The sequence below is a fragment of the Roseateles asaccharophilus genome (assembly GCF_031458115.1).
Taxonomy (GTDB): domain Bacteria; phylum Pseudomonadota; class Gammaproteobacteria; order Burkholderiales; family Burkholderiaceae_C; genus Pelomonas; species Pelomonas asaccharophilus_A.
In genome coordinates this window covers 532,816-553,457 of the sequence record NZ_JAVDXV010000002.1, presented here as the reverse complement: position 1 = coordinate 553,457, position 20,642 = coordinate 532,816, and the positions used below count along the sequence as shown (strand labels likewise).

Annotated in this window: 22 protein-coding genes and 2 tRNA genes; 6 read left to right on the top strand and 18 right to left on the bottom strand. The window is 69.1% G+C overall.

Annotated features, from left to right (window positions below; all coding sequences use genetic code 11):
• Positions 1-62 precede the first annotated feature (62 nt).
• Positions 63-1,145 carry an NAD(P)/FAD-dependent oxidoreductase gene (locus J2X21_RS07120; RefSeq protein ID WP_310326624.1) on the top strand — a complete coding sequence of 361 codons (1,083 nt, stop codon included), beginning with the start codon at positions 63-65 and terminating at the stop codon, positions 1,143-1,145.
• 5 nt (positions 1,146-1,150) lie between these two features.
• Here J2X21_RS07120 and xopAW read toward each other — a convergent pair whose 3' ends face one another.
• A complete protein-coding gene (xopAW, locus tag J2X21_RS07115; RefSeq protein ID WP_310326622.1) occupies positions 1,151-1,831 on the bottom strand; it encodes a XopAW family type III secretion system calcium-binding effector in 681 nt (226 codons plus the stop codon).
• Between the two features lie 166 nt (positions 1,832-1,997).
• Positions 1,998-4,247, bottom strand: coding sequence for an aminotransferase class V-fold PLP-dependent enzyme (locus J2X21_RS07110; RefSeq protein ID WP_310326619.1), 2,250 nt, complete (start codon positions 4,245-4,247; stop codon positions 1,998-2,000).
• Positions 4,248-4,342: 95 nt separating this feature from the next.
• Here J2X21_RS07110 and J2X21_RS07105 point away from each other — a divergent pair, with 95 nt between their 5' ends.
• Positions 4,343-4,810 (top strand): Lrp/AsnC family transcriptional regulator, encoded by a 468-nt coding sequence (locus J2X21_RS07105; protein ID WP_404666594.1) that lies wholly within the window; start codon positions 4,343-4,345, stop codon positions 4,808-4,810.
• A gap of 71 nt (positions 4,811-4,881) precedes the next feature.
• Here J2X21_RS07105 and J2X21_RS07100 read toward each other — a convergent pair.
• From J2X21_RS07100 to uvrC, 7 genes are all read right to left on the bottom strand, one after another.
• Positions 4,882-4,957, bottom strand: a tRNA-His gene (locus J2X21_RS07100).
• A gap of 28 nt (positions 4,958-4,985) precedes the next feature.
• Positions 4,986-6,902, bottom strand: coding sequence for a peptidylprolyl isomerase (locus tag J2X21_RS07095; RefSeq protein WP_310326616.1), 1,917 nt, complete (start codon positions 6,900-6,902; stop codon positions 4,986-4,988).
• A gap of 130 nt (positions 6,903-7,032) precedes the next feature.
• A tRNA-Val gene (locus tag J2X21_RS07090) sits at positions 7,033-7,108 on the bottom strand.
• A 24-nt stretch (positions 7,109-7,132) separates the two neighbouring features.
• On the bottom strand, positions 7,133-7,405 hold the full coding sequence (locus J2X21_RS07085) for an HU family DNA-binding protein (protein WP_233372245.1): 273 nt from the start codon (positions 7,403-7,405) through the stop codon (positions 7,133-7,135).
• Positions 7,406-7,645: 240 nt separating this feature from the next.
• A complete protein-coding gene (pgsA, locus tag J2X21_RS07080) occupies positions 7,646-8,212 on the bottom strand; it encodes a CDP-diacylglycerol--glycerol-3-phosphate 3-phosphatidyltransferase (protein WP_310326614.1) in 567 nt (188 codons plus the stop codon).
• Positions 8,213-8,268: 56 nt separating this feature from the next.
• Positions 8,269-8,808 carry a hypothetical protein gene (locus J2X21_RS07075; RefSeq protein ID WP_310326612.1) on the bottom strand — a complete coding sequence of 180 codons (540 nt, stop codon included), beginning with the start codon at positions 8,806-8,808 and terminating at the stop codon, positions 8,269-8,271.
• A 102-nt stretch (positions 8,809-8,910) separates the two neighbouring features.
• Positions 8,911-10,884 carry an excinuclease ABC subunit UvrC gene (gene uvrC, locus J2X21_RS07070; protein WP_404666593.1) on the bottom strand — a complete coding sequence of 658 codons (1,974 nt, stop codon included), beginning with the start codon at positions 10,882-10,884 and terminating at the stop codon, positions 8,911-8,913.
• 33 nt (positions 10,885-10,917) lie between these two features.
• On the opposite strand from uvrC, the gene earP reads away from it, so the two are divergent.
• On the top strand, positions 10,918-11,955 hold the full coding sequence (gene earP / locus J2X21_RS07065) for an elongation factor P maturation arginine rhamnosyltransferase EarP (protein ID WP_310326609.1): 1,038 nt from the start codon (positions 10,918-10,920) through the stop codon (positions 11,953-11,955).
• A gap of 94 nt (positions 11,956-12,049) precedes the next feature.
• A complete protein-coding gene (gene efp / locus J2X21_RS07060; RefSeq protein ID WP_310326607.1) occupies positions 12,050-12,604 on the top strand; it encodes an elongation factor P in 555 nt (184 codons plus the stop codon).
• A 58-nt stretch (positions 12,605-12,662) separates the two neighbouring features.
• Here efp and J2X21_RS07055 read toward each other — a convergent pair whose 3' ends face one another.
• The 7 genes from J2X21_RS07055 to mltG form a co-directional block, all read right to left on the bottom strand.
• Positions 12,663-12,890: a hypothetical protein gene (locus tag J2X21_RS07055; RefSeq protein ID WP_310326604.1), complete on the bottom strand. Its 228-nt coding sequence runs from the start codon at positions 12,888-12,890 to the stop codon at positions 12,663-12,665.
• A gap of 118 nt (positions 12,891-13,008) precedes the next feature.
• On the bottom strand, positions 13,009-13,674 hold the full coding sequence (locus tag J2X21_RS07050; RefSeq protein WP_310326601.1) for an ankyrin repeat domain-containing protein: 666 nt from the start codon (positions 13,672-13,674) through the stop codon (positions 13,009-13,011).
• Positions 13,671-14,456 carry a TatD family hydrolase gene (locus J2X21_RS07045; protein ID WP_310326599.1) on the bottom strand — a complete coding sequence of 262 codons (786 nt, stop codon included), beginning with the start codon at positions 14,454-14,456 and terminating at the stop codon, positions 13,671-13,673. The genes J2X21_RS07050 and J2X21_RS07045 overlap by 4 nt, the downstream gene beginning before the upstream one ends.
• Before the next feature lie 10 nt (positions 14,457-14,466).
• Entirely contained in the window at positions 14,467-14,919 is a 453-nt protein-coding gene (locus tag J2X21_RS07040) for a PilZ domain-containing protein (protein WP_310326596.1), read from the bottom strand.
• Between the two features lie 30 nt (positions 14,920-14,949).
• Positions 14,950-15,951, bottom strand: coding sequence for a DNA polymerase III subunit delta' (locus J2X21_RS07035; RefSeq protein WP_310326593.1), 1,002 nt, complete (start codon positions 15,949-15,951; stop codon positions 14,950-14,952).
• Entirely contained in the window at positions 15,948-16,562 is a 615-nt protein-coding gene (gene tmk, locus J2X21_RS07030) for a dTMP kinase (protein WP_310326590.1), read from the bottom strand. The genes J2X21_RS07035 and tmk overlap by 4 nt, the downstream gene beginning before the upstream one ends.
• Positions 16,559-17,554, bottom strand: a complete 996-nt coding sequence (gene mltG / locus J2X21_RS07025) for an endolytic transglycosylase MltG (protein WP_310326588.1) — start codon at positions 17,552-17,554, stop codon at positions 16,559-16,561. The genes tmk and mltG overlap by 4 nt, the downstream gene beginning before the upstream one ends.
• Before the next feature lie 47 nt (positions 17,555-17,601).
• Here mltG and ygfZ point away from each other — a divergent pair, with 47 nt between their 5' ends.
• Together ygfZ and J2X21_RS07015 are read left to right on the top strand one after the other, a co-directional pair.
• The gene (gene ygfZ / locus J2X21_RS07020; protein WP_310326586.1) at positions 17,602-18,480 is read left to right on the top strand and encodes a CAF17-like 4Fe-4S cluster assembly/insertion protein YgfZ; all 879 of its coding nucleotides are present in this window, start codon (positions 17,602-17,604) and stop codon (positions 18,478-18,480) included.
• A 2-nt stretch (positions 18,481-18,482) separates the two neighbouring features.
• The gene (locus J2X21_RS07015; protein WP_310326584.1) at positions 18,483-18,731 is read left to right on the top strand and encodes a DUF4936 family protein; all 249 of its coding nucleotides are present in this window, start codon (positions 18,483-18,485) and stop codon (positions 18,729-18,731) included.
• Here the strand turns inward: J2X21_RS07015 and J2X21_RS07010 are convergent.
• Together J2X21_RS07010 and J2X21_RS07005 are read right to left on the bottom strand one after the other, a co-directional pair.
• Positions 18,728-19,585: a YbgC/FadM family acyl-CoA thioesterase gene (locus tag J2X21_RS07010; RefSeq protein ID WP_310326581.1), complete on the bottom strand. Its 858-nt coding sequence runs from the start codon at positions 19,583-19,585 to the stop codon at positions 18,728-18,730. The genes J2X21_RS07015 and J2X21_RS07010 overlap by 4 nt on opposite strands.
• On the bottom strand, positions 19,582-20,478 hold the full coding sequence (locus tag J2X21_RS07005) for an alpha/beta hydrolase (protein ID WP_310326579.1): 897 nt from the start codon (positions 20,476-20,478) through the stop codon (positions 19,582-19,584). Before J2X21_RS07005 ends, J2X21_RS07010 begins: the two co-directional genes overlap by 4 nt.
• Positions 20,479-20,642 lie beyond the last annotated feature (164 nt).

Genomic DNA, 20,642 nt, shown 5'->3' with positions numbered 1-20,642 from the left:
ACGGCGCCGCTTCAACGGCGCGCGGCCGATTCTAGGCAAGCCCGCCTGATAGGCTGATGGTCATGGACCATGTGGACATTGCCGTCATCGGCGCCGGCGTCGTCGGGCTGGCCGTGGCACGCGAACTTGCGCTGCGCGGCCGCGAGGTCGTGCTGATCGAGGCCGCAAACGCCATCGGCACGGGCATCTCGTCGCGCAACAGCGAGGTGGTGCATGCGGGCCTGTACTACCCCGCTGGCAGCCTGAAGGCCCGGCTGTGCGTGCGCGGCAAGGCGCTGTTGTACGACTACTGCGCCGCGCGCGGCGTGGCCCACAGCCGCTGCGGCAAGCTGGTCGTTGCGACGCGCGCTGCCGACCTGGCGCGGCTGGAGGAACTTGCCGCCAAGGGCGCCACCAACGGCGTCGACGATCTGCGTCTGCTGAGCCGTGCCGAGGCGCTGGCCCTGGAGCCCGCGCTGCGGGCTGCGGGAGCGCTGCTGTCGCCGTCCAGCGGCATCGTTGACAGCCACGGCTTGATGACCGCGCTCTTGGGCGACGCCGAGAACGCCGGCGCCACGCTGGCACTGGCCAGCCCCGTCACCGGCGGCTCACGCGACGGCAACGGCTGGCGGCTGCGTATCGCCGATGACTTCGAGCTGGGCGCGCAACTGGTCGTCAACGCGACCGGCCTGTTTGCCGGCCAGGTGTCCCAATCGCTGGGCGTGCCGGCGCCGCCGCTACGTTTCGCGCGCGGCCACTACTTCTCGCTGGCGGGCCGCGCGCCCTTCTCGCGCCTGATCTACCCGCTGCCGGTGGACGGCGGGCTGGGCGTGCACCTGACGCTGGACCTGGGCGGCCAGGCGCGCTTCGGGCCGGACGTGCAATGGCTGGACGACAGCGATCCCGCCGCGCTGGACTACGCCGTGGATGCCGCGCTGGCGCCCGCTTTCGAAGCCGAGGTGCGCGGCTACTGGCCGGGCCTGCCGCCCGGCGCGCTGCAACCGGCCTACAGCGGCATCAGGCCCAAGCTCAGCGGCCCGGGCGAGCCCGCGGCGGACTTCGTCATCGACACCGCCACGCCCGGCCTCGTGCAGTTGCTCGGCATCGAGTCGCCGGGGCTGACCGCCTCGCTCGCGCTGGCCGAGGAGGTCGCCGACCGGCTCTGAGCGGCTCAGGCCGTCGTGCTGACCTGGGTGGCCGTGGCGGCCGGCTGCAGCCAGTTGCGCGCGATCTGGTCGTAGAGCTTCTGCGCCAGCTGCGCGATCTCCGTGTTCAGCGGATTCGCCGCAGCACTCTCGTCGTTCGCGCTCTGGGCCAGCGCCTTCAGTTCGCCGGCCAGCCGCTCGATCTCGGAGACCGTGCCATCCTGGTTCAGGTCCAGCGGATCGGTCTCGGTCGACGTCGCGCTGGCGCCGCTGCTCGATGCGGCCGGGGGCGGCATGCCGCCAGGCGGCGGGCCCGACGGGCGGCCGGCCTCGAACTCGGCGCGCGTCAGCTGACCATCGCCATCGGCGTCCAGCTCGGCGAACACGTCGACCTCGTCGTTGGCCGCGCCGCGCGACTGCGCGAATTCCATCGTCGACGCGGGCGGCGGCATCAGCTCGCGCATGCCCTGGCTCAGCTCATCGCTGCTCAGGCTGCCGTCGCCGTTGCCGTCCATCTGCTTCAACAGTTCGGCGCTGTCGCCCGACTGGCCGGTGTGCTCCAGCATCGTGGCGAGTTCGGTCGCATCGACGCCGCCGCTGCCGTCGCTGTCGACCTTCGCAAACATGCGGGCCTCGTGCTCGGCCTTGCGGCTGGCGCCGCTGTCCCAGGACCGGTTCACGCCGCCCAGGCCGCTGATCGTGCTCATGGCTACTCCTTCAGAAGAGGTTGGATCGTCCGCACGCCGGATGGCGACGGGCCAATTCATTCTTCTGAGGCGCCGTAAGCCCTTCTTGTTCGCTATGTGTCACGGCCGACACACAAGCCCATTCGATGCCGCGAACTGGCTGGCGATGCCGGCGCTGTTCACGCGATCAGATCGCCAGCGCCGCGTCGACCGCGCCGACTCCGGCCCGCGGCCACAGCGCCAGGCCCCCTTGCATGCTCCAGGCCTGGCCATGCCCCAGCCGCCGCAAGGCCTGCGCCGCCTGCGCGCTGCGGTTGCCGCTGCGGCAGAAGAACACCACCGGCGTCTCGGCCGGCAATGCCAGCCAGGCCGTCAGCGCATCGGGCAGCCCCGACAGCGCCACGGCTTCGCGGCGCACGCTGACTGCGAGTTCCAGCGGCTGGCCCAGCCGCTGCTCGTAGGGCTCGCGCACGTCCACCAGCAGCAGGTCGGGGTGGCTGCCCAGCAGGTCATGCAGCGCGTCCAGCCTCAGCTCGCTGGATGCCAGCGGGCAGCCGCTGTCGATGCGCGCACCGCAGGCCACGGTCTGGTATTCGGTCAGGGCCAGGCCCTGCTCCAACTGCGCCTTCGCAGCGGCAAAGCCGGCGGCGTCCACGCGACCGCCCAGCACGTCGGCGAGCAACGGTTGCGCCACGCACTCGACGGCCAGCGTGCTGGCGAAGCGGTCGTCGTAGTCATGGCCGGGCAGCAGCAGCGTGTGCGGGCCGACCGCCTGCTCCAGCCGCGCCAGCGACGCGCCGAAGTCCAGCGGCGCGCTCTGCTCGAAGTCGCTGCGCCCCAAGGCACCGGGCATCACGGTGTCTCCGACGAACGCCAGGCGCAGACCGCCCGCCGCGTCGTGCAGCAGATAGGCCGTCGAATCCTGCGTATGGCCGGGAATGGGCAACCGCGTCAACCGGCGCGCGCCCAGCACGATGGCTTGCGCGCCGCGCGGCCAGCCCAGCCCGTCCACATCGGCCTGCGGCTGCCCGACGGCGGCCAACAGCTCGGGAGCTGACGAGGCATGGTCGCCGTGGCTGTGCGTGTCCAGCACGGCGGCCAGTTCGTAGCCCTGGCAGTTCAACCATTGCGCCAGCCGCCCGGTCAGCTCGGACAGCGGGTCGACGACCACCGCGCGGCGGCTGGCCGCGTCCGCCAGCAGGTAGCAGCAGGCGCCGTCAACGACGAAGCGCGTCAGGCCATCGGCCGGCAAGGCCTGGCCTGGCGCGTTGGGGTCCAGACAGCTGTCACGCAGCGACTCCCCGCAGACGCGGATGCGCGCACAGGCCTCGGCGATGAAGGCGTCGTCAACCACGGGGCCGAACGACATCCGCACCGCAGACGCCGTCTGCCAGGCCGGCAGGCCCATGGCCTCCAGCACATAGCTGGGCTGGGCCTTGGCCGCGCTGCAGGCCGAGCCGCCGCTGACGCGCAACTCGGCGGCGTCGAACAGGTCCAGCAGCAGCTTGGAGCTGAGGCCCGGCACGGCGAAGCTCAGCGTGGTGGGCAGGCACAGCGCCGGCGGCGCATTGAAGACCAGGCCCGGGAAGGCCTGACGCAGCGCATCGGCCAGGCGCTCGCGATAGGTGCCCAGCGTCGCGGCGTCGCGGAAGGCACGCCCCTCCTGCAGCGCCGCCAGCACGGCTCCCAGCGCGGCGATGCCCGACATGTTCTCCGTGCCCGAGCGCAGCGCGCCTTCCTGGCCCCCGCCGGCCAGCAGCGGCGTGAACGGCGCGCCCTCGCGCACAAACAGCAGCCCTATGCCCTTGGGCGCATAGAGCTTGTGACCGGAGAACGGCGCGTAATCGATGCAGCGCTCCACCAGACGCAGCGGCAGCTTGCCCAGTGCCTGCACGCCATCCACCATCCACAGCGCCGTGCTGCCGGCCAGCGCAGCGGCGATGCCGTCCAGGTCACTGATGACGCCGGTCTCGTTGTTGGCGGCCATCGTGCAGACCAGCCCCGCCCGCGGCGCATGCTCGCGCAGCCAGGCCAGGTCATGGCGGCCATCGCGGCCGACGGGAATGGCCAGCACCTGCAGGTTCAAGCCCAGCAGCGTGTTCCAGTGCTTGATGGCTTCGGGCACGGCCTTGTGCTCGGTCGCGCCGTAGAGCAGCAGCTCCGGTCGGCTCGGTGCGTCGCGCAGCGCGCTCAGTGCCGACAGCACGGCCGTCTGTATGCCCTCGGTCGCGCCGCTGACAAACAGCAGCCGCCCCGTCTCGGCGCCGAGCACGCGCCTCGCGCGGGCCCGCACGCCGTCCATCAACGCCCTCGCCTTCAGGCCGGTACTGTGGATGCTGCTGGGGTTGCCGTAGTCCTCGGCCATGGCTGCCAGCGCGGCCTCGCGGGCCTGCGGCAGCACGGGGGTGGTGGCGTTCGCGTCGAGATAGATCTCCATGGCTAGATTCTGCGCACCCGGCCGTAGCAACGGCTTGCCTTCAATCCACTTCAACGGCCCAAAGAGGAAATTTCATTCCCCGTAATATTCAGTGCATGAAATTGGATGCCATCGACGTACGAATCCTGGAAATCCTTCAACAGGATGCCGAGCAGCAGGTGACGCAGGTCGCCGAGCAGGTGGGCCTGTCCACGACGCCTTGCTGGCGCCGCATCCAGCGTTTGAAGGAAGCTGGCGTCATCACGCGCCAGGTGGCGCTGGTCGATGCCCGCAAGGTGAACGTCGGCGTGACGGTGTTCGTGTCGGTGCGCACCAGCGTGCACACCGAGGCCTGGTTCGACACCTTCAAAGCCACGGTCCAGGCCATTCCCGAGGTGGTCGAGTTCTACCGCATGAGCGGCGACGTCGACTACCTGCTGCGCGTCGTCGTGCCGGACATCGCCGCCTACGACAAGGTCTACAAGCGCCTCATCGCCGGCACACAGCTGCACGACGTCAGTTCCAGCTTCGCGATGGAGGAGTTGAAGCTGACGACGGCGCTGCCGCTGGGCTACGTTGGCTGAGCGCCAAAAGCACAACGGCCCGGAAGCTTTCGCTACCGGGCCGTTGAGGTCCAATTTCTTGGACTATTTTTTGGGGTGGCTGATGGGACTCGAACCCACGACAACAGGAATCACAATCCTGGACTCTACCAACTGAGCTACAACCACCGCAGAGCCAAAGAGTATAGCGTAAAAATCAGGGTGCGCTTGCTGCCGATGCAGGAGCGGCGACATTGATGACCGCTTTGTACTGCGACTTCAGCGCGCTCATGTAGGCCTGGCCTTCGGCGCGGGCCCAGGCGGCGGCGTACTGGCGGGCCGCGACCTTGTCGTCGACGACGGCCGGATCACGTGGCTGCAGCTGGTTGATGCGCACGACGACATAGCTGCCGTCATCGGCCAGCACACCTGCGGTGGCCGGCAGCTTGGCCGCATCGGCGCCCAGCACGGCTTCGAGTTGCGCGCGGGTCAGGCCCATGGGCTTGGCACGCGACACGGTGACGGCGGCTTCCAGGCCGGCCAGGTCGGCGGGGTTGGACTTCAGTGCAGCCAGACGCGCCTCGCCGGCCTTCTTCGCTTCGGCGGCGGCGAGCTTTTGCACCAGCAGCAGGCGCGCGCGATCCTTCACGTCGGCCAGCGGCGGCACGCGCGCGGGGTTGTGCTGCACGATGCGGGCCGAGACCAGTTGGCTGGGGCCGGTCTCGATGGCTTCGGTGTTGCGCTTGTTGGTCAGCGCTTCGGGAGCGAACACGGCCTCCAGCAGCTTGGCCGAAGCCAGCGGACCCACGGCACCGGGCTGAGCCTGGCGACGCACGGTCGCCGTCTGGAGTTGCAGCTTCAGCTTGTCGGCCGCAGGTTGCAACGTGTCGGACTGCTCGTAGACCAGATTGCCGAACTGCTCCGCAGCCTCGCTGTACTTGCGCTGCGCGAGTTGCTTGCGCACTTCGGCCTCGACCTCGCCGCGCACCGCGTCGAAGGACTTCTTCTCGCCGCCGCGGGCACCGGTCAGCTGGATGATGTGGAAGCCGAAGTCGGTCTCGACCAGATTGCTGATCTCGCCCTGCTTCATCGCGTAGACGGCGGCATCGAACTCCTTGACCATGGCGCCACGGCCGAAGAAATCCAGGTCGCCGCCGTTGACGGCCGAGCCCTCGTCCTGCGAGTTCTTCTTGGCCACGTCGGCGAACGACGCCGGGTTCTTGCGCACGTCGGCCAGCAGGGCCTCGGCCTTGGCCTTGGCCTTGGCACGCTCATCGGCGGGCGCGCTGCGCTCGGCCTTGATCAGGATGTGGCTGGCGCGGCGCTCCTCGGGCACGCCATAGCGCGTCGCGTTCTCTTCGTAGTACTTGCGCAGGTCTTCCTCGGTAAAGCTGACGTCCTTCTTCAGCGCTTCCAGGTCCAGCACGACGTACTGGATCTGTGCCGACTCGGGCAACTGGAACTTGGCGGCGTTGGCCGGCTCCTTGTAGAAGGCTTCGATGTCGGCGTCGCTGGGGTTGAGCTTGGCCGCGAACTCGCGCACGTCGAAGCGCTGCAGTTGCACCTCGCGCTGCTGCAGCAGCGAGTCGAAGGCCAGCTTCGGTGCCGCGTCGCCGATGGTCACCGACGATTCGACGGGCGCCGTCACCTGGCGCACCGCGTAGTCCTGGCGCAGGCGCTCCATGAACATGGATTGCGTCATGCCCTGCGCGGCCAGCAGCGCCTTGTTGATGGTTGCGCCGTCGGAGTTGCGCAGGAACGCGAACTGCGGATCGGCCCAGAAGCGCGCCTTGACCACTTCACTGCTGGGCGTGAAATGCTGATGCATCGCCGCGGCCTGCAGCGTGCGCTCGGTGACCAGGTTTTCCAGCGCCTGATGCTTGGCCTCGGGCGAATCCAGCAGCTTGGGATCTACACCCGGGCTCTGCGCACGGACGCGGTCGGCGAACTGGCGCTGCGCGGCCTCCCATTCACCTTGCGTGACCTTGCGGCCATCGACGCTGGCCACGCCTGCGTTGGCGCCGCCCATCATGCTGGTGTAGCCCTCGATGCCCACGAAGGCGAAGGACGGCAGGATCAACAGCAGCAGGATGAACTGGAACAGCTTGTTGTGCTGGCGGACAAACTCGAACATCTCGGAAAGCCTTGAGGATCAGGGACGGCGTGCGTCAAGTGCGTCAAACGCGACGAAGGCGAACCGGGGTTCGCCTTCGAGGGGATTCGCATTCTAAGTCCGGGACGGCGAGAACCGCCCGGCGGATAGGTGGTGGGCGCTGACGGGCTCGAACCGCCGACAATCTCCGTGTAAGGGAGGTGCTCTACCAACTGAGCTAAGCGCCCGGGAAACCGGGAGTGGGCTGAGGTTCAGTTCACGGCGTCCTTGAGCGCCTTGCCGGGTTTGAACTTGGGAACCTTGGCCGATTTGATCTTGATCGCCTCATTGGTGCGCGGGTTGCGACCGGTGCGCGCGGCGCGCTTGGTGACGCTGAACGTGCCGAAGCCTACCAGCGAAACCGTGCCGTTCTTCTTCAACGTCGTCTTCACGCCGCCGATCACGGCTTCGAGCGCACGACCCGCGGCGGCCTTGGAGATGTCGGCCTGCTTGGCGATGTGCTCGATCAATTCGGACTTGTTCACTCGTGCCCCCAGGTTGGACGATTCAGCGGACTGCGAAATCCTGCGTCCATCGCTGGGCCGCAAGATGACGATGACAGGTCGGTCCCGCGCACTGCGCAGCCCGTGGAGGCCGTCTGACGAGGGCCCGGACGCGCGCGGGGAAGGGGATTCTAGACGCGTGCCCGAGAGGATCCGGGCAGGGAAAAGTCCCGATACAACTCATTGTCCGGGCGACCGGCGAATGACGTCTTCAGCGCACCTTCAACGGGCCTTGGCGCGGATCTCGGGCAAGGCCTTCTGCAGGTAATAGACCATGGACCAGATGGTCAACACGACGGCGGCATAGATCAGCCAGGTGCCGCAGACCCGCGTGTCGATGATGCCGAACAGATGGCCGTCGAACAGCAGGAAGGGAATGGCCACCATCTGCACGGCCGTCTTCAGCTTGCCGACCATGTGCACCGCCACGCTGCGCGACGCGCCGATCTGCGCCATCCATTCGCGCAGCGCCGAGATCGCGATCTCGCGCCCCACGATGACCAGCGCGACGAAGGCGTTCACGCGGCCCAGTTCCAGCAGCACCAGCAGCGCCGAGCAGACCAGGAATTTGTCGGCCACCGGATCCAGGAAGGCGCCGAAGGACGAGGTCTGGTTGAGCTTGCGCGCGAGGTAGCCGTCCAGCCAGTCGGTCAGCGCGACGACGATGAACAGCACGGTCGCGAACAGGTTCTGGTGAGCGGGCGTGAGGTCCAGGTAGAACACCCCAACGATCAGCGGGATGGCCACGATGCGGGCCCAGGTCAGCAGTGTCGGCAGGGTCAGGAACATGGCGGTGATTGTGCCCAAGGCCGGAGCCGGCCCGGCGAGGTTGTGGCGGCCGCCCGTCAGTCCAGCGATCGCGGCTTGAAGCGGCGGTGCTCGTCGAACAGGAAGGACTCCGTAAAACGCCAGGGCTCCGGCATGCGGCGCAAGTCGCCGAACGGCGCGGCGCGGTGCACGGCGTCGACAGCCATCTGCAGTGTCTCGGGGCCGAACCTGGGCGGACGCAGCACATTGATCTTGCGCACGCTGCCATCGGCCTTCAACTCGATATCCAGCACCACAACGGTCAGCAGGTGCGACGGCGCGGGCGTCATGTAGCTGCGCTCGGGGTTGGCCATGACGAGGCGCTCGGCGGCCTGGCGGCGCAGTTCCTCATGCGTGCGCACGGGCTTGGGCGCCGGCATGCCCTGGGCCGGCTTGACCGCCGTGCCGGGGCCGGGCGATGGCGCCGGCACTGGCGTGGCCGCCGCAGGCGCGGCGACCGGGGCCGGACGAGGCGCTGCGGCGGGTGCCGGGGCCGGCGGCGGCGTGGCGCCACAAGCCGCCAGCAACGGGGCAATCAACCAGCGCACGGCGCGCTTGGCGTGTTCGGCGATGGACATGTTGTTCTCCTCGGATCTTGTGTTTTTCATACCGTGGCGCTCACTGTGCACGCTAGTGCAGCACGCGGTAGATCTCCTCGGCAAGCTCGCGTGCTCTGCACGCTAGTGCAGCACGCGGTAGATCTCCTCGGCAAGCTCGCGTGAAATGCCCTTCACGCTGGCCAGCTCCTCAACGCTGGCGCCGGCCACGCCACGCACGCCGCCAAAGCGCTGCAGCAGCTGCGAACGCTTCTTGGGGCCCACGCCCGGCACGTCCTCCAGCCGCGAGCTGCCGGTGCGCGTGGCGGCGCGCTTGGCGCGCATGCCGGTGATGGCGAAACGGTGGGCCTCGTCGCGGATCTGCGCGATCAGCATCAGCGCGGCCGAATCACGGCCGAGGTAGACCTTCTCGCGGCCATCGGCAAAGACCAGCTCCTCCAGCCCCACCTTGCGGCCCTCGCCCTTCTCCACGCCGGCGATCAGGCTGAGGTCCAGCCCCAGCTCCTCGAACACCTCGCGCGCCATGCTGACCTGGCCGCGACCGCCGTCCACCAGCACCAGGTCGGGCAGCCGGCCAGTGCCCAGCTGCGCGGCTTCGGCCATCTTGCTGTAGCGGCGCGTCAGCACCTGGCGCATCGCGGCATAGTCGTCGCCGCCAGTGATGCCCTCTATCGTGTAGCGCCGGTACTGGCTGCTCTGCATCTGGTGCCCCTCGAACACCACGCAGCTTGCCATCGTCGCCTCGCCGGCGGTGTGGCTGATGTCGAAACATTCGACACGGAACTTGTCGATCTCGGGCGGCGCCATGTCCAGCGCATCGACCAGCGCTCGCGTGCGCGCCTGCTGCGAGCCTTCCTCGGCCAGCAGCCGGGCCAGCGCCAGTTCGGCGCCCTTGACGCACATCTCCAGCCAGATGCGGCGCTGGCCGCGCGGCTGGGCCTGCACAGCGACGCGGCTGCCCACCTGGCCGGACAGCACCTCGGCCAGCCCGGCATCCACGGCCTCGCTGACGATGACGAGCCCCGGCACCGGCGATGCCAGGTAGTGCTGGGCGATGAAAGCCTCCAACACCTGTCGCTCAGGCGACAGCTGCTCCTCGTCTTCCAGCTGCAGCGCCGTTGCATCGTCGACATGCTTGGGAAAGAACGCGCGGTCGCCCAGATGGCGCCCGCCGCGCACCATGGCCAGGTTCACGCAGGCACGGCCGCCCTGCACCTTCACGGCCAGCACGTCCACGTCGCGGTCGTGGCCGGTGGCACTACTTTCCTCGATGACCTGCTGCTGCAGGACCTTGGACAGCGCCTGGATCTGGTTGCGCACCTCCGCCGCCAGTTCGTAGCGCTGCGTCTCGGCGAAGCCCATCATCTGCTCCTGCAGCGAGGCCATGACCTCGTCCGTCTCGCCGCGCAGGAAACGCTCGGCGCTGGCGACGTTGCGCGCGTATTCCTCCGTCTGGCCGGCCGGCACGCAAGGCCCGGAGCAGCGCTTGATCTGGTGCAGCAGGCAGGGCCGGCTGCGGTTGTTGAAGACGCTGTCCTCGCAGGTGCGCAGGCGGAAGACCTTCTGCATCAGCTGGATGGACTCCTTCACCGCCCACGCGCTGGGAAACGGCCCGAAGTACTGGTGGCGCTTGTCCACCGCGCCGCGGTAGTAGCTCATGCGCGGCCAGGCGTGGCCGCTGAGCTTCAGGTAGGGGTAGCTCTTGTCGTCGCGGAACAGGATGTTGAACCGGGGGTTCAACGTCTTGATGAGGTTGTTCTCCAGCAGCAGCGCCTCGGCCTCGGTGCGCACCACCGTGGTCTCCATGCGCGCGATGCGCGAGACCATCATGCCGATGCGCGTGCCGCCGTGGTTCTTCTGAAAATAGCTGCTGACGCGGCGCTTCAGGTCCTTGGCCTTGCCGACGTAGAGCACATCGTCCTTGCCATCGAAGTAGCGGTAGACGCCGGGCAGCGCCGGCAGCGCGTTGACCTCGGCCAGCAGCTTGTCGCGCATCGCGCGCGCGGCGGCTTCGGCCTCGGCGGCCTGCGCCTTCTCGGCCGCAGCGATGGCGGCGCGCTCGTCGGTTTCGGGTGAGGACGGGGGCGGGTTCGACATGGAGGCGGATTTTGGCCTGGGACAATCACACCCATGCTTTGGGACATCTTCTGCCGCGTCATCGACAACCATGGCGACCTGGGCGTGTGCTGGCGGCTGGCGCGCGACATCGTCGCTCGCGGAGACAAGGCCAGGCTGTGGGTCGACGACGCCTCGGCGCTGTCATGGATGGCGCCCGAGCGGCCCGACCGGCGCCACGGGGTCGAGATCCGCCCGTGGCCCGTGGACGATGTGGAGGTCACCCCGGGCGGCGTGGTCATCGAGGCCTTCGGCTGCGAACTGCCGGCGTTCTTTGTCGCCCGCATGGCCGCCCGGCAGCCGGCACCACGCTGGATCAACCTCGAATACCTCAGCGCCGAGGACTACGTGGAGCGCAGTCACGGCCTGGCCTCGCCGCAGTTCCACGGCCCCGGTTCGGGCTTGACCAAGCATTTCTTCTACCCCGGCTTCACGCGCCGCACCGGCGGCCTGCTGCGCGAGACGGGCCTGCTGGAGCGCATCGAGAACTTCGACGGCCGCGCCTGGCTGGCAGCCCGCGGCTGGGCACCTGAGGAGGACGAGCGCGCCGTCAGCCTGTTCGCCTATGCCAACGGACACCTGCCCGCACTGCTGGCGGCCCTGGCCGACCAACCCACGCTGGTGCTGGCCTGCCCCGGGCCGCTGCAGCCCCTGATCACCGCACGACCCAACCTGCGCACCATCGCCCTGCCCTATCTGGCGCAGGACGACTACGACCGGCTGCTATGGGCGAGTGACCTGAACTTCGTGCGCGGCGAGGACTCCTTCGTGCGCGCGCAATGGGCCGGCAGGCCTTTCGTCTGGCAGATCTACCCGCAACACGAGGACGATGCCCACCACGCCAAGCTGGAGGCCTTCATGGCCCGCGCCGCGCTGCCCGAAGCCTGGCGCGGCATCTGGCGCGGCTGGAACGGCCTGGGCGCCCTGCCCAGCTCGCTGACGGGGCTTGAGGAGGCCTCGGCGCATGCGCCGGCCTGGCGTGCGCAGTTGGCGGCGCAGCCCGATCTGCTGACCCAGCTGCTGGGGTTCATCAAGGGTTTCCAGCTAGAATGACGGGCTTTGCCGCGCCACGCCGGGATGTTTTCGGAGTCTGGTGCGCACCATAAGCCGGCTTCTTCGCAGCCGGCCCTCACCTCGAGATACCACCATGAAACTCGCTCAAGAAATCCGCGCCGGCAACGTGATCATGCAGGGCAAGGACCCGATGGTCGTCCTGAAGACCGAATACAGCCGTGGTGGCCGCGGCGCCGCCACCGTGCGCATCAAGATGAAGAACCTGCTGAACGGCGCCGGTGCCGAGCTGGTCTTCAAGGCCGACGACAAGATGGAGCAGATCATCCTCGACAAGAAGGAGTGCACCTACACCTACTTCGCCGACCCGATGTATGTCTTCATGGACAGCGAGTACAACCAGTACGAAGTGGAAGCCGAGAACATGGGTGACGCGCTGTCCTACCTGGAAGACAGCATGGCCGCGGAAGTGACCTTCTACGACGGCAAGGCCATCTCCATCGAACTGCCCACCAGCGTCGTCCGCGAGATCGAGACCGAGCCGGCCGTCAAGGGCGACACCTCGGGCAAGGTCATGAAGCCCGCCCGCATCAAGGGCACCGGTTTCGAGATCCCCGTGCCGCTGTTCGTTGAAAACGGCGACAAGATCGAAATCGACACCCGCACGCACGAGTACCGCAAGCGCGTCTAAGACGACCGCTGCCTCGCGCAACAAAAAGCCCGCTTCGCAAGGAGCGGGCTTTTTTGCTTTACAGCGCGTCGTCCGACAGGTCGGGCACTTCGGGCTCGGCGTCGACCTCGCTGTCGAAGTCGGCCGCCGCGGAACCCTTCATCGGGATCCAGGGGCGGTCCAGCGGGCGGTAGACGCGGCGCTGCAGGCGGGCCAGGCGGTCGGAGGTCTCGACGGCGCGCATGACCTGCTCGGGCGCGATCAGCATCGCGAACGGATCGGCCAGATTCGGGGTGGTGGTCAGCATGGTGAGCCTCGTGGGGTGTTCGATGACTCCACTGTAGGCAGCCCGTCCCGGGCGAACCAGTCGGCGCCTTGCGCTAGGCGTTGTAAGACTTTTCCCTACACGCCCCCTGGCGCGTGAACTAGTTGGCGGCCTTGGCCGCATCCGCCGCGCGCTGGCGCTCCTGGATGACGCGGCGCAGCTCCTTGGCCATCGCATCGCGGCCGCCGCGGGCGGCGAAATCGGCCGCCGTCAGCTCCTGCTCGTTGGCGGCGCGCGGCTCGGCACCGGCCTTCAGCAGCAGCGGCACCAGGTCGCCGCCGCCGTAGCGGGCGGCCATCATCAGCGGCGTCGTGCCGTTCTCGGAGCGCGCGTTCAGTTCGGCCCCCTGTGCGATCAGGAAGGCGGCGACGCCGTTGTCCGGGCCGCTGCAGGCGTAGTGCAGCGGCGTCCAGCCCTGACGGTTGACCGCGGCGCCGCGCTTCACCAGCGCCTGCACCATGGACAGGGAACCGCGGATGGCGGCCAGCATCAGCGGCGTCTCGCCGTCGGCGTTGACGGCATTGACCTGCACCTTGGGCGAGGCCAGCAGCGCGGCCAGTGCATGCTCCGAACCTTCGCGCACGGCCGTGAAAAGCGCCGTGCGGCCGCGCGAGTCGGTCAGGTTGGGATCAACACCCTGCTGCAACTGCGACTGGATGCCGCGCGGGTCGTTGAACTCGGCGGCCTTGACGAAATCCTCGACGGACACCGCCGCCTGCGCCGCACCCGACGCGGCCAGGGTCAGTGCAACCAGCCAAAACTTCATGCGGCCTCCGGCAGCTTGAACAAACGACGCGTGTTGGCCGTCGTGATCGCGGCCAGTTCGGGCACGGGCAGCCCCAGAGCATCGGCCACCGCCTTGGCCACGTGAGGCACGTAGGCGGGCGAGTTGGTCTTGCCGCGGAACGGCACTGGCGCCAGGTAAGGGCTGTCGGTCTCGATCAGCACGCGGTCGACGGGCAGCTGCGGCAGCAGGTCGCGCAGGTCTTGCGCGTTCTTGAAGCTGACGATGCCGGAGAACGAGATGTAGTAACCCCGCTCGACGGCGGCCAGCGCCACCTCGGCCGATTCCGTGAAGCAATGGAACACGCCGCCCGCCTGCTCGGCGCCCTCCTCGTCCATCACGCGCAGCGTGTCGGCCGCGCTGGAGCGGGTGTGCACCACCAGCGGCTTGCCCGCCTGCCTGGCGGCGCGGATGTGCGTGCGAAAGCGTTCGCGCTGCCACTCCATGTCGTCGATGCTGCGGCCGTTCAGGCGGTAGTAGTCCAGCCCCGTCTCGCCGATGGCGACGACCTTGGGCCGGGCCGCCAGGCGCACCAGTTCGTCCACATCGGGCTCGCGCATGTCCTCCGTGTCGGGATGCACGCCCACGGTGGACCACAGCTGCGGATGTTCGACGGCCAGCGCGTGCACGGCCTCGAACTCCTCCATCTGCGTGCAGATGCAGATGGCCTGCACCACCTGCGCGTTGCGCATGTCGGCCAGGATGTCGGGAAGTCTTTCCTTCAGCTCGGGGAAGCTGAGGTGGCAATGCGAATCAACAAACATCGAACAGGGATCAGAGAGTCTGGGTCGGCTTGCTCGACGAGATGGCCGTGCCCAGGATTTCCTCGATGCGCAGCCGGATCAGCCGCGTCTTCTCGTCGCCGGGAAAACGCACGCCCACGCCTTGAGTGCGGCCGCCGGAGGCGTTGGGCGGCGTCAGCCAGGCCACCTTGCCGGCCACCGGGTAGCGCTGGTTGTCCTCGGGCAGCGCCAGCAGCAGGTAGATGTCCTCGCCCAGCTTGTAGTCGCGGTTGGTGGGCACGAACAGCCCGCCTTCGGTGAACGCCGGGATGTAGGCCGCGAACAGCGCCGACTTCTCGCGGAACACCAGCTGGATGACGCTGGGCCGCGCGCCGGAGGCGGTGCCGCCCGCGCCACCCACGGTGGGCAACGGCAGCGATCCGCCCAACTGGCTGGGCTGGAATTGCAGCGAGTTCGGACCTGACTTGGAATTGGCGTCGCTCATGGCCCGAGTGTATGACCGCCGTTCCCAGGCTCAGCGCATGGAAGTCGTCACCGCCGCTTGGGCTTGCGCCACCAAGGCCTCCAGCCACAGGCTCGCGTTCAGCGGATGGTCCGCATGGCGGGCCGCCCGGCGCAGTTCGCCCTCCCAGGCCAGCAGCGGGGCGGCGCGCTTCGGGGACGGCAGCGAGGTGGTGGCGAAGAACTGCCCCGGCTGGCCGTGGCTGCGCCGCACCAGGTCGTGGCACAGGCGCTGCAGTGCATCGATGGCGCGCGGCGGCGCCAGTTCACTCAAGGCCGCCACCTCGCCACGAGCGACGCGCTTGGGCAACGCCTGCCAGGCGGCGTCGGTCAGGCCGGCCTCGAACCATTCCAGCGCCTGCTGCGGCCGCCCGCCCGTGGCGGCCAGCAGGCCGGCAGCGTCCTTCACGCCCTTGACCTCCAGCCACGCGAGCGCAGCCGCCGTGTCGGGCAGCGGCAGTGGCAGCGGCTGGCAGCGGCTGCGGATGGTGGGCAGCAGGCTGGCGCTGTCATGGCTGGCCAGCACGAAACGCAGCAGGCCCGAGGGCTCCTCCAGCGTCTTCAACAGCGCATTGGCCGCAACGCCGTTCAGCGCCTCGGCCGGGAAGATGGCCACCACCTTGGCCTTGCCGCGCGCCGATGTGGCCTGCGCGAAGGACAGCAGCTGGCGCACCGCCTCGACCTTGATCTCCTTGCTGGGCTTGGCCTTGCCGGCCTTGGTGTCGGGCTCCTCGAAGGGCAGGCCCAGCGATTCACGCGCGGGCGCCTCCAGCGCCTCGGGCAGCAGCAGCTGGAAGTCCGGGTGCGTGCCGCTGGAGAACAGCTTGCAGCTGGGGCATTGCCCGCAGGCGGGTTGCGCGGGCGCGGCGGCCTCGCACAGCCAGCTTTGCGCGAGCTTGACGGCCAGCTCCAGCTGGCCCACGCCGGCCGGCCCCTGCACCAGCAGTGCATGCGAGCGGGCGCGCGCCAATGCATCGGCCAGTGGCGCCTTCAGCCAGGGCAGATCGGCGTTCATGCGGGGTAGCGTTGTTGGAGGACGGCCTGGACCTGCGCCCACACGGCGTCGGGCGCCACGCTGGCGTCGATGCGCACGACGCGCTGCGGCGCCTTCTCCGCGCGAGCCGCAAAGCCGCCCCGGGCGCGCTCGAAGAAGTCCAGCTGCTGGGCCTCGATGCGGTCCGCCTCGCGCGCGCCGGCCCGGCGTGCCGCAGCCATCGCGGGCGGCAGGTCGAACCAGAAGGTCAGCTCGGGCTCGGTGCCGTCCTGCACCCAGTCGGCCAGCGGATCCAGCATGCGGAGCGGCAGGCCGCGGCCGCCGCCCTGGTAGGCGAAGCTGGAATCGGTGAAGCGGTCGCACAGCACCGTCTTGCCGGCGGCCAGCGCGGGCAGGATCAGCGTCTGCAGGTGATCGCGCCGGGCCGCGAACATCAGCAGCAGCTCGGTCAGGGAGTCCATGGGGCGGTTCAGCACCAGCGCGCGCAAGTCCTCGGCCAGCGGCGTGCCGCCGGGCTCGCGCGTCAGCGCCACCTCGTCGCCGCGCGCCTGGAACCAGGCCGCGATGGACGCGATCTGCGTGGACTTGCCGGCACCGTCTATGCCCTCGAAAGAAATGAAGCGCCCAGTCACTTGCCGCCGCGTTGGTATTTGTTGACCGCGCGATTGTGCGCGTCGAGGTCGTCGCTGAATTCGCTGCTGCCGTCGCCGCGGGCGACGAAATACAGCGCCTGGACCGCCGCCGGGTTCAGCGCCGCCTTCAGCGAGGCCGCGCCGGGCATCGCGATGGGCGTGGGCGGCAGGCCGCCGCGCGTGTAGGTGTTGAACGGCGTGTCGGTGACGAGGTCGCGCTTGCGCAGGTTGCCATCGAAGTTCTCACCGATGCCGTAGATGACCGTCGGATCGGTCTGCAGCGGCATGCCGATGCGCAGCCGGTTGATGAACACGGCCGCCACCTTCGCGCGGTCGCCGGCGGTGCCCGTCTCCTTCTCGACGATGGACGCGAGGATCAACGCCTCGTCGGACGACTTCAGCGGCAGGTTGGACGCCCTCTGCTCCCAGGCCGCGGCCAGCCGCTTCTTCATCGCGGCATGGGCGCGCTTCAGCACCGTCAGGTCGCTGACGCCGCGGCTGTAGGCATAGGTGTCGGGGAAGAAGCGGCCCTCGGGCGCCACGCCGGGCTCACCCAGGGCAGCCATGATGTCGGCATCGCTCATGCCCGCAGTCTTGCTCTTCAGCGCCGGCGCGGCGGCCAGCGCGGCGCGGAACTGGCGCCAGTTCCACCCCTCGATGAGCCGCAACTGCTCCAGCACCTCGTCGCCGCGCACCATCTTGTGCAGCAGCTCGCGCGGCGTGATGCCGGCATGGACCTCGTAGCTGCCCGCGCGGATCTGCTTGGCCTGGCCGGACCACTTGAACCACTGGTACAGCAGCCGTTCATCCGTCTGCACGCCGGCCGCGACCCAGGCGCGCGCCACGACGGCCGGATTCGTGCCGGGCTCGACGGACAGCTCCACCGACGGCGCGGCCAGACTCAACGGGCTGCGCAGCCACTGCCATGCGGCGCCGGCGGCCAGTGCGGCGATCAACAACAACGCGAGCACCGCCCGCAACAACGACTTCATGCCCTGTGAAAAGCTCGGTCAAAAGGGCGCCGATGATAATTCCGCCCATGTCCCAAACCTCCCAACTTCGCCTCGCCGACTGGGGCGTCATCCGCGCCCAGGGCGCCGACGCCACCAGCTTCCTGCACAGCCAGCTGACCCAGGACTTCGCCCTGCTGGGCCGCGACCATGCGCGGCTGGCCGGCTTCTGCACCGCCAAGGGCCGGCTGCTGGCCACGATGGTGGGCTGGAAACAGGCCGATGAGGAGATCCTGTTGGCGCTGCCGGCCGAGACGCTGGCCGCGACGCTGAAGCGCCTGTCCATGTTCGTGCTGCGTGCCAAGTGCAAGCTGACCGACGCCAGCGCCGAGTACGCCGTCTACGGCCTGCTGGGCACCCCGACCGCCGAGGCCTGGACGCTGGTGCGCGACGGCGATGCGGTGCAGATCGCCCTTCCCGGCTCGGGCCGTGCGCTGCGCGTTCAGCCCGTCGGCGCGCCCGCGCCGGCTGGCGTGGCGATCACCGCAGACGACTGGGCCTGGGCCGAGGCCGAGGCCGGCACGGCCTGGGTGCGCGGCGCCACCGTCGAGGCCTTCGTGCCGCAGATGATCAATTTCGAGGTGCTGGGCGGCGTGAATTTCAAGAAGGGCTGCTACCCCGGCCAGGAGATCGTCGCGCGCAGCCAGTACCGCGGCACGCTGAAGCGCCGACTGCAGGTGTTCGAGGCCGACGGTGCCGCCACCGTGGGCCAGGAGATCTTCCACAGCGCCGACCCCGAGCAGCCGGCCGGCGTCGTGGCCGGTGCCGGCTCGCGTGGTGGCCGCTCGGTCATCGCGGCCGAGATCAAGCTCGCGGCGCTGGAGGCTGGCAGCCTGCATCTGGGCAGCGCCGCTGGCGCGGCCTTGCAGCCCCGCGCCCTGCCCTACGAGATCCCGCCGCAGGACTGATCGTGCAGCTGTACGTCTACTACCGCGTCGCGGCCGAGCATGTGGACGACGCACTCGTCGCCTTCCGCAAGGCGCGCGTCGAGGCGCCGATCGAGCTGCTGCAACGGCCAGAACCGGATGCTGACGGACGCTGGACGTGGATGGAGATCTATCCCGAAGGCTGGACGCACCGCGAGCCGCAGGTGGCGGCAGCGATGGCTCAGTGGCTGGCCGGTGAACGCAAGGTCGAGCGCTTCGAGATGCTGGGTTAAAGCCCCCTGACCATCTCCACGTGCCCGATGCCCGCCTCTTCAAACGGCTGGCCGCGCCGCTGGAACCCCGCGCGCAGGTAGAAGTTCTCGGCACTCAACTGCGCATGCAGCAACACCTCGCGGTAGCCCTGCTGCTTGGCCTGCGCCATCAGCGCCTCCAGCACCTGGCGGCCGATCTGGGTGCCGCGCATGGAGCGGCGCACGGCCATGCGGCCGATCTTGGCGACGCCGGGCACATGCTCCAGCATGCGGCCCGTGGCCAGCGGCATGCCGAAGCGGTTGCGCGCCAGCGCGTGCAGGCAGCTGGCATCGGCCGCGTCCCACTCCATCTCGGCCGGGATGCCCTGCTCCTCGATGAAGACCTCACGGCGGATCGCGCCGGCGGCGTCGCCCAGGTCGCGCCACGCGCCCACCTCCACGTCCACGACCGGCTGGCCCGCCTCAAAGCCGTGGATGACATCGCGCAGCGCATCGGGCACGCGCAGCGGCGTCTGCGCCGTCGCGTCGGCGAACACGTAGACCATGTCGGCCTGCACCAGCAGCTGGTCGCCGCGAAAGAGACCGCCGTCCACCTTCATGGAGGAGTTGCCGAACTCGCGGCAGCGCACGCCGATGTCCAGCCGGTCGTCGTAGCGCGCGGAGCCCAGGTAGTCCAGCGCGGCGCGGCGCACGAACAGGTCACCGCCCAGCTGCTTCATCGTGTCGGCATAGGGTAGCGCCAGCGCGCGCCAGTAGCCGCTCATCGCAGTGTCGAGGTAGGTCAGGTAGTGGCCGTTGAAGACGATGCCCTGGGCGTCGATCTCGGCCCAGCGCACGCGCAGGGGTTCGAAGTAGCGGAAATCGGGGCGTTTCATGGTTGTAGTGCGTCCCTGAGGGCCGCAGCGCAGAAGTCCATCGCGGCGATGGCTTCGGGCAGGCTGCGGCCCATCTTGATGAAGTCGTGCGTGACGCCGCGCGCCAGCTCCAGTTGCACCGGCACGCCGGCCGTGCGCAGCACATCGGCATAGGCCAGGCCTTCGTCCACCAGCGGGTCGGCCTCGGCCAACAGCACGGCGGCGGGCGCGAGGTCGGCGTGGTCCTCGGCATGCAGCGGCGCAAAGCGCCAGTCCGTGCGCTGTCCGGCATCGATGTAGTGGCCGAAGAACCATTCGATGCTCTTGGCGTCCAGCAGGAAGCCCTCGGCAAAGCGGCGGTGCGAGTCGTGGCTCATGTGAGCGTCGGTGCCCGGCGTGATCAGCAGCTGCAGCGCCAAAGGCAGGCCGCGGTCGCGGGCAAAGAAGGCGCAGCCGGCAGCCAGCGTACCGCCGGCGCTGTCGCCGCCCACGGCCAGGCGCGAGCCGTCCAGCCCCAGCGTGTGCGCCTGTTCGTGCAGCCACGCCAGCGCGGCCCAGGCATCGTCCACGGCGGCGGGAAAGCGGTGCTCGGGCGCGAGCCGGTAGTCCAGCGCCAGCACGGCGGCGCCGCTACGAAGGCTGATCTGGCGGCACAGGCTGTCGTGCGTCTCCAGGTCGCCGATGGTGAAGCCACCGCCGTGCAGATAGAGCATCACGGGCAGCTGGGCGTCGCTGGGCGCGTAAAGCCGCGCGGGCCGGCCGGCGACCTGCAGGTCTTGCACGCGGGCCAGCGGCGCGCGCGGCAGGTCCAGGATCTCGGCGCCCATGCGGTAGGCGATGCGGGCCTCGCGCGGCGTCAGGCTGTGGAAGGGCGGGCGGTTGGCGCGGTGGATGCGCGCCAGCAGCTCGGCCATGCGGGGGGACAAAGATTGCGTCATTGCCGCGGGATTTTGCAAGAGGTGAAGGCACATCCCCATGCCCGCTCAAGCCGCGCAGAGCACGCCACCCGTCGTTGCGAATGCTCGCCGTAGCGCACTACGGCTGCGCTTCGCGCCTAGATTGGCATGCCCTGCGCGAC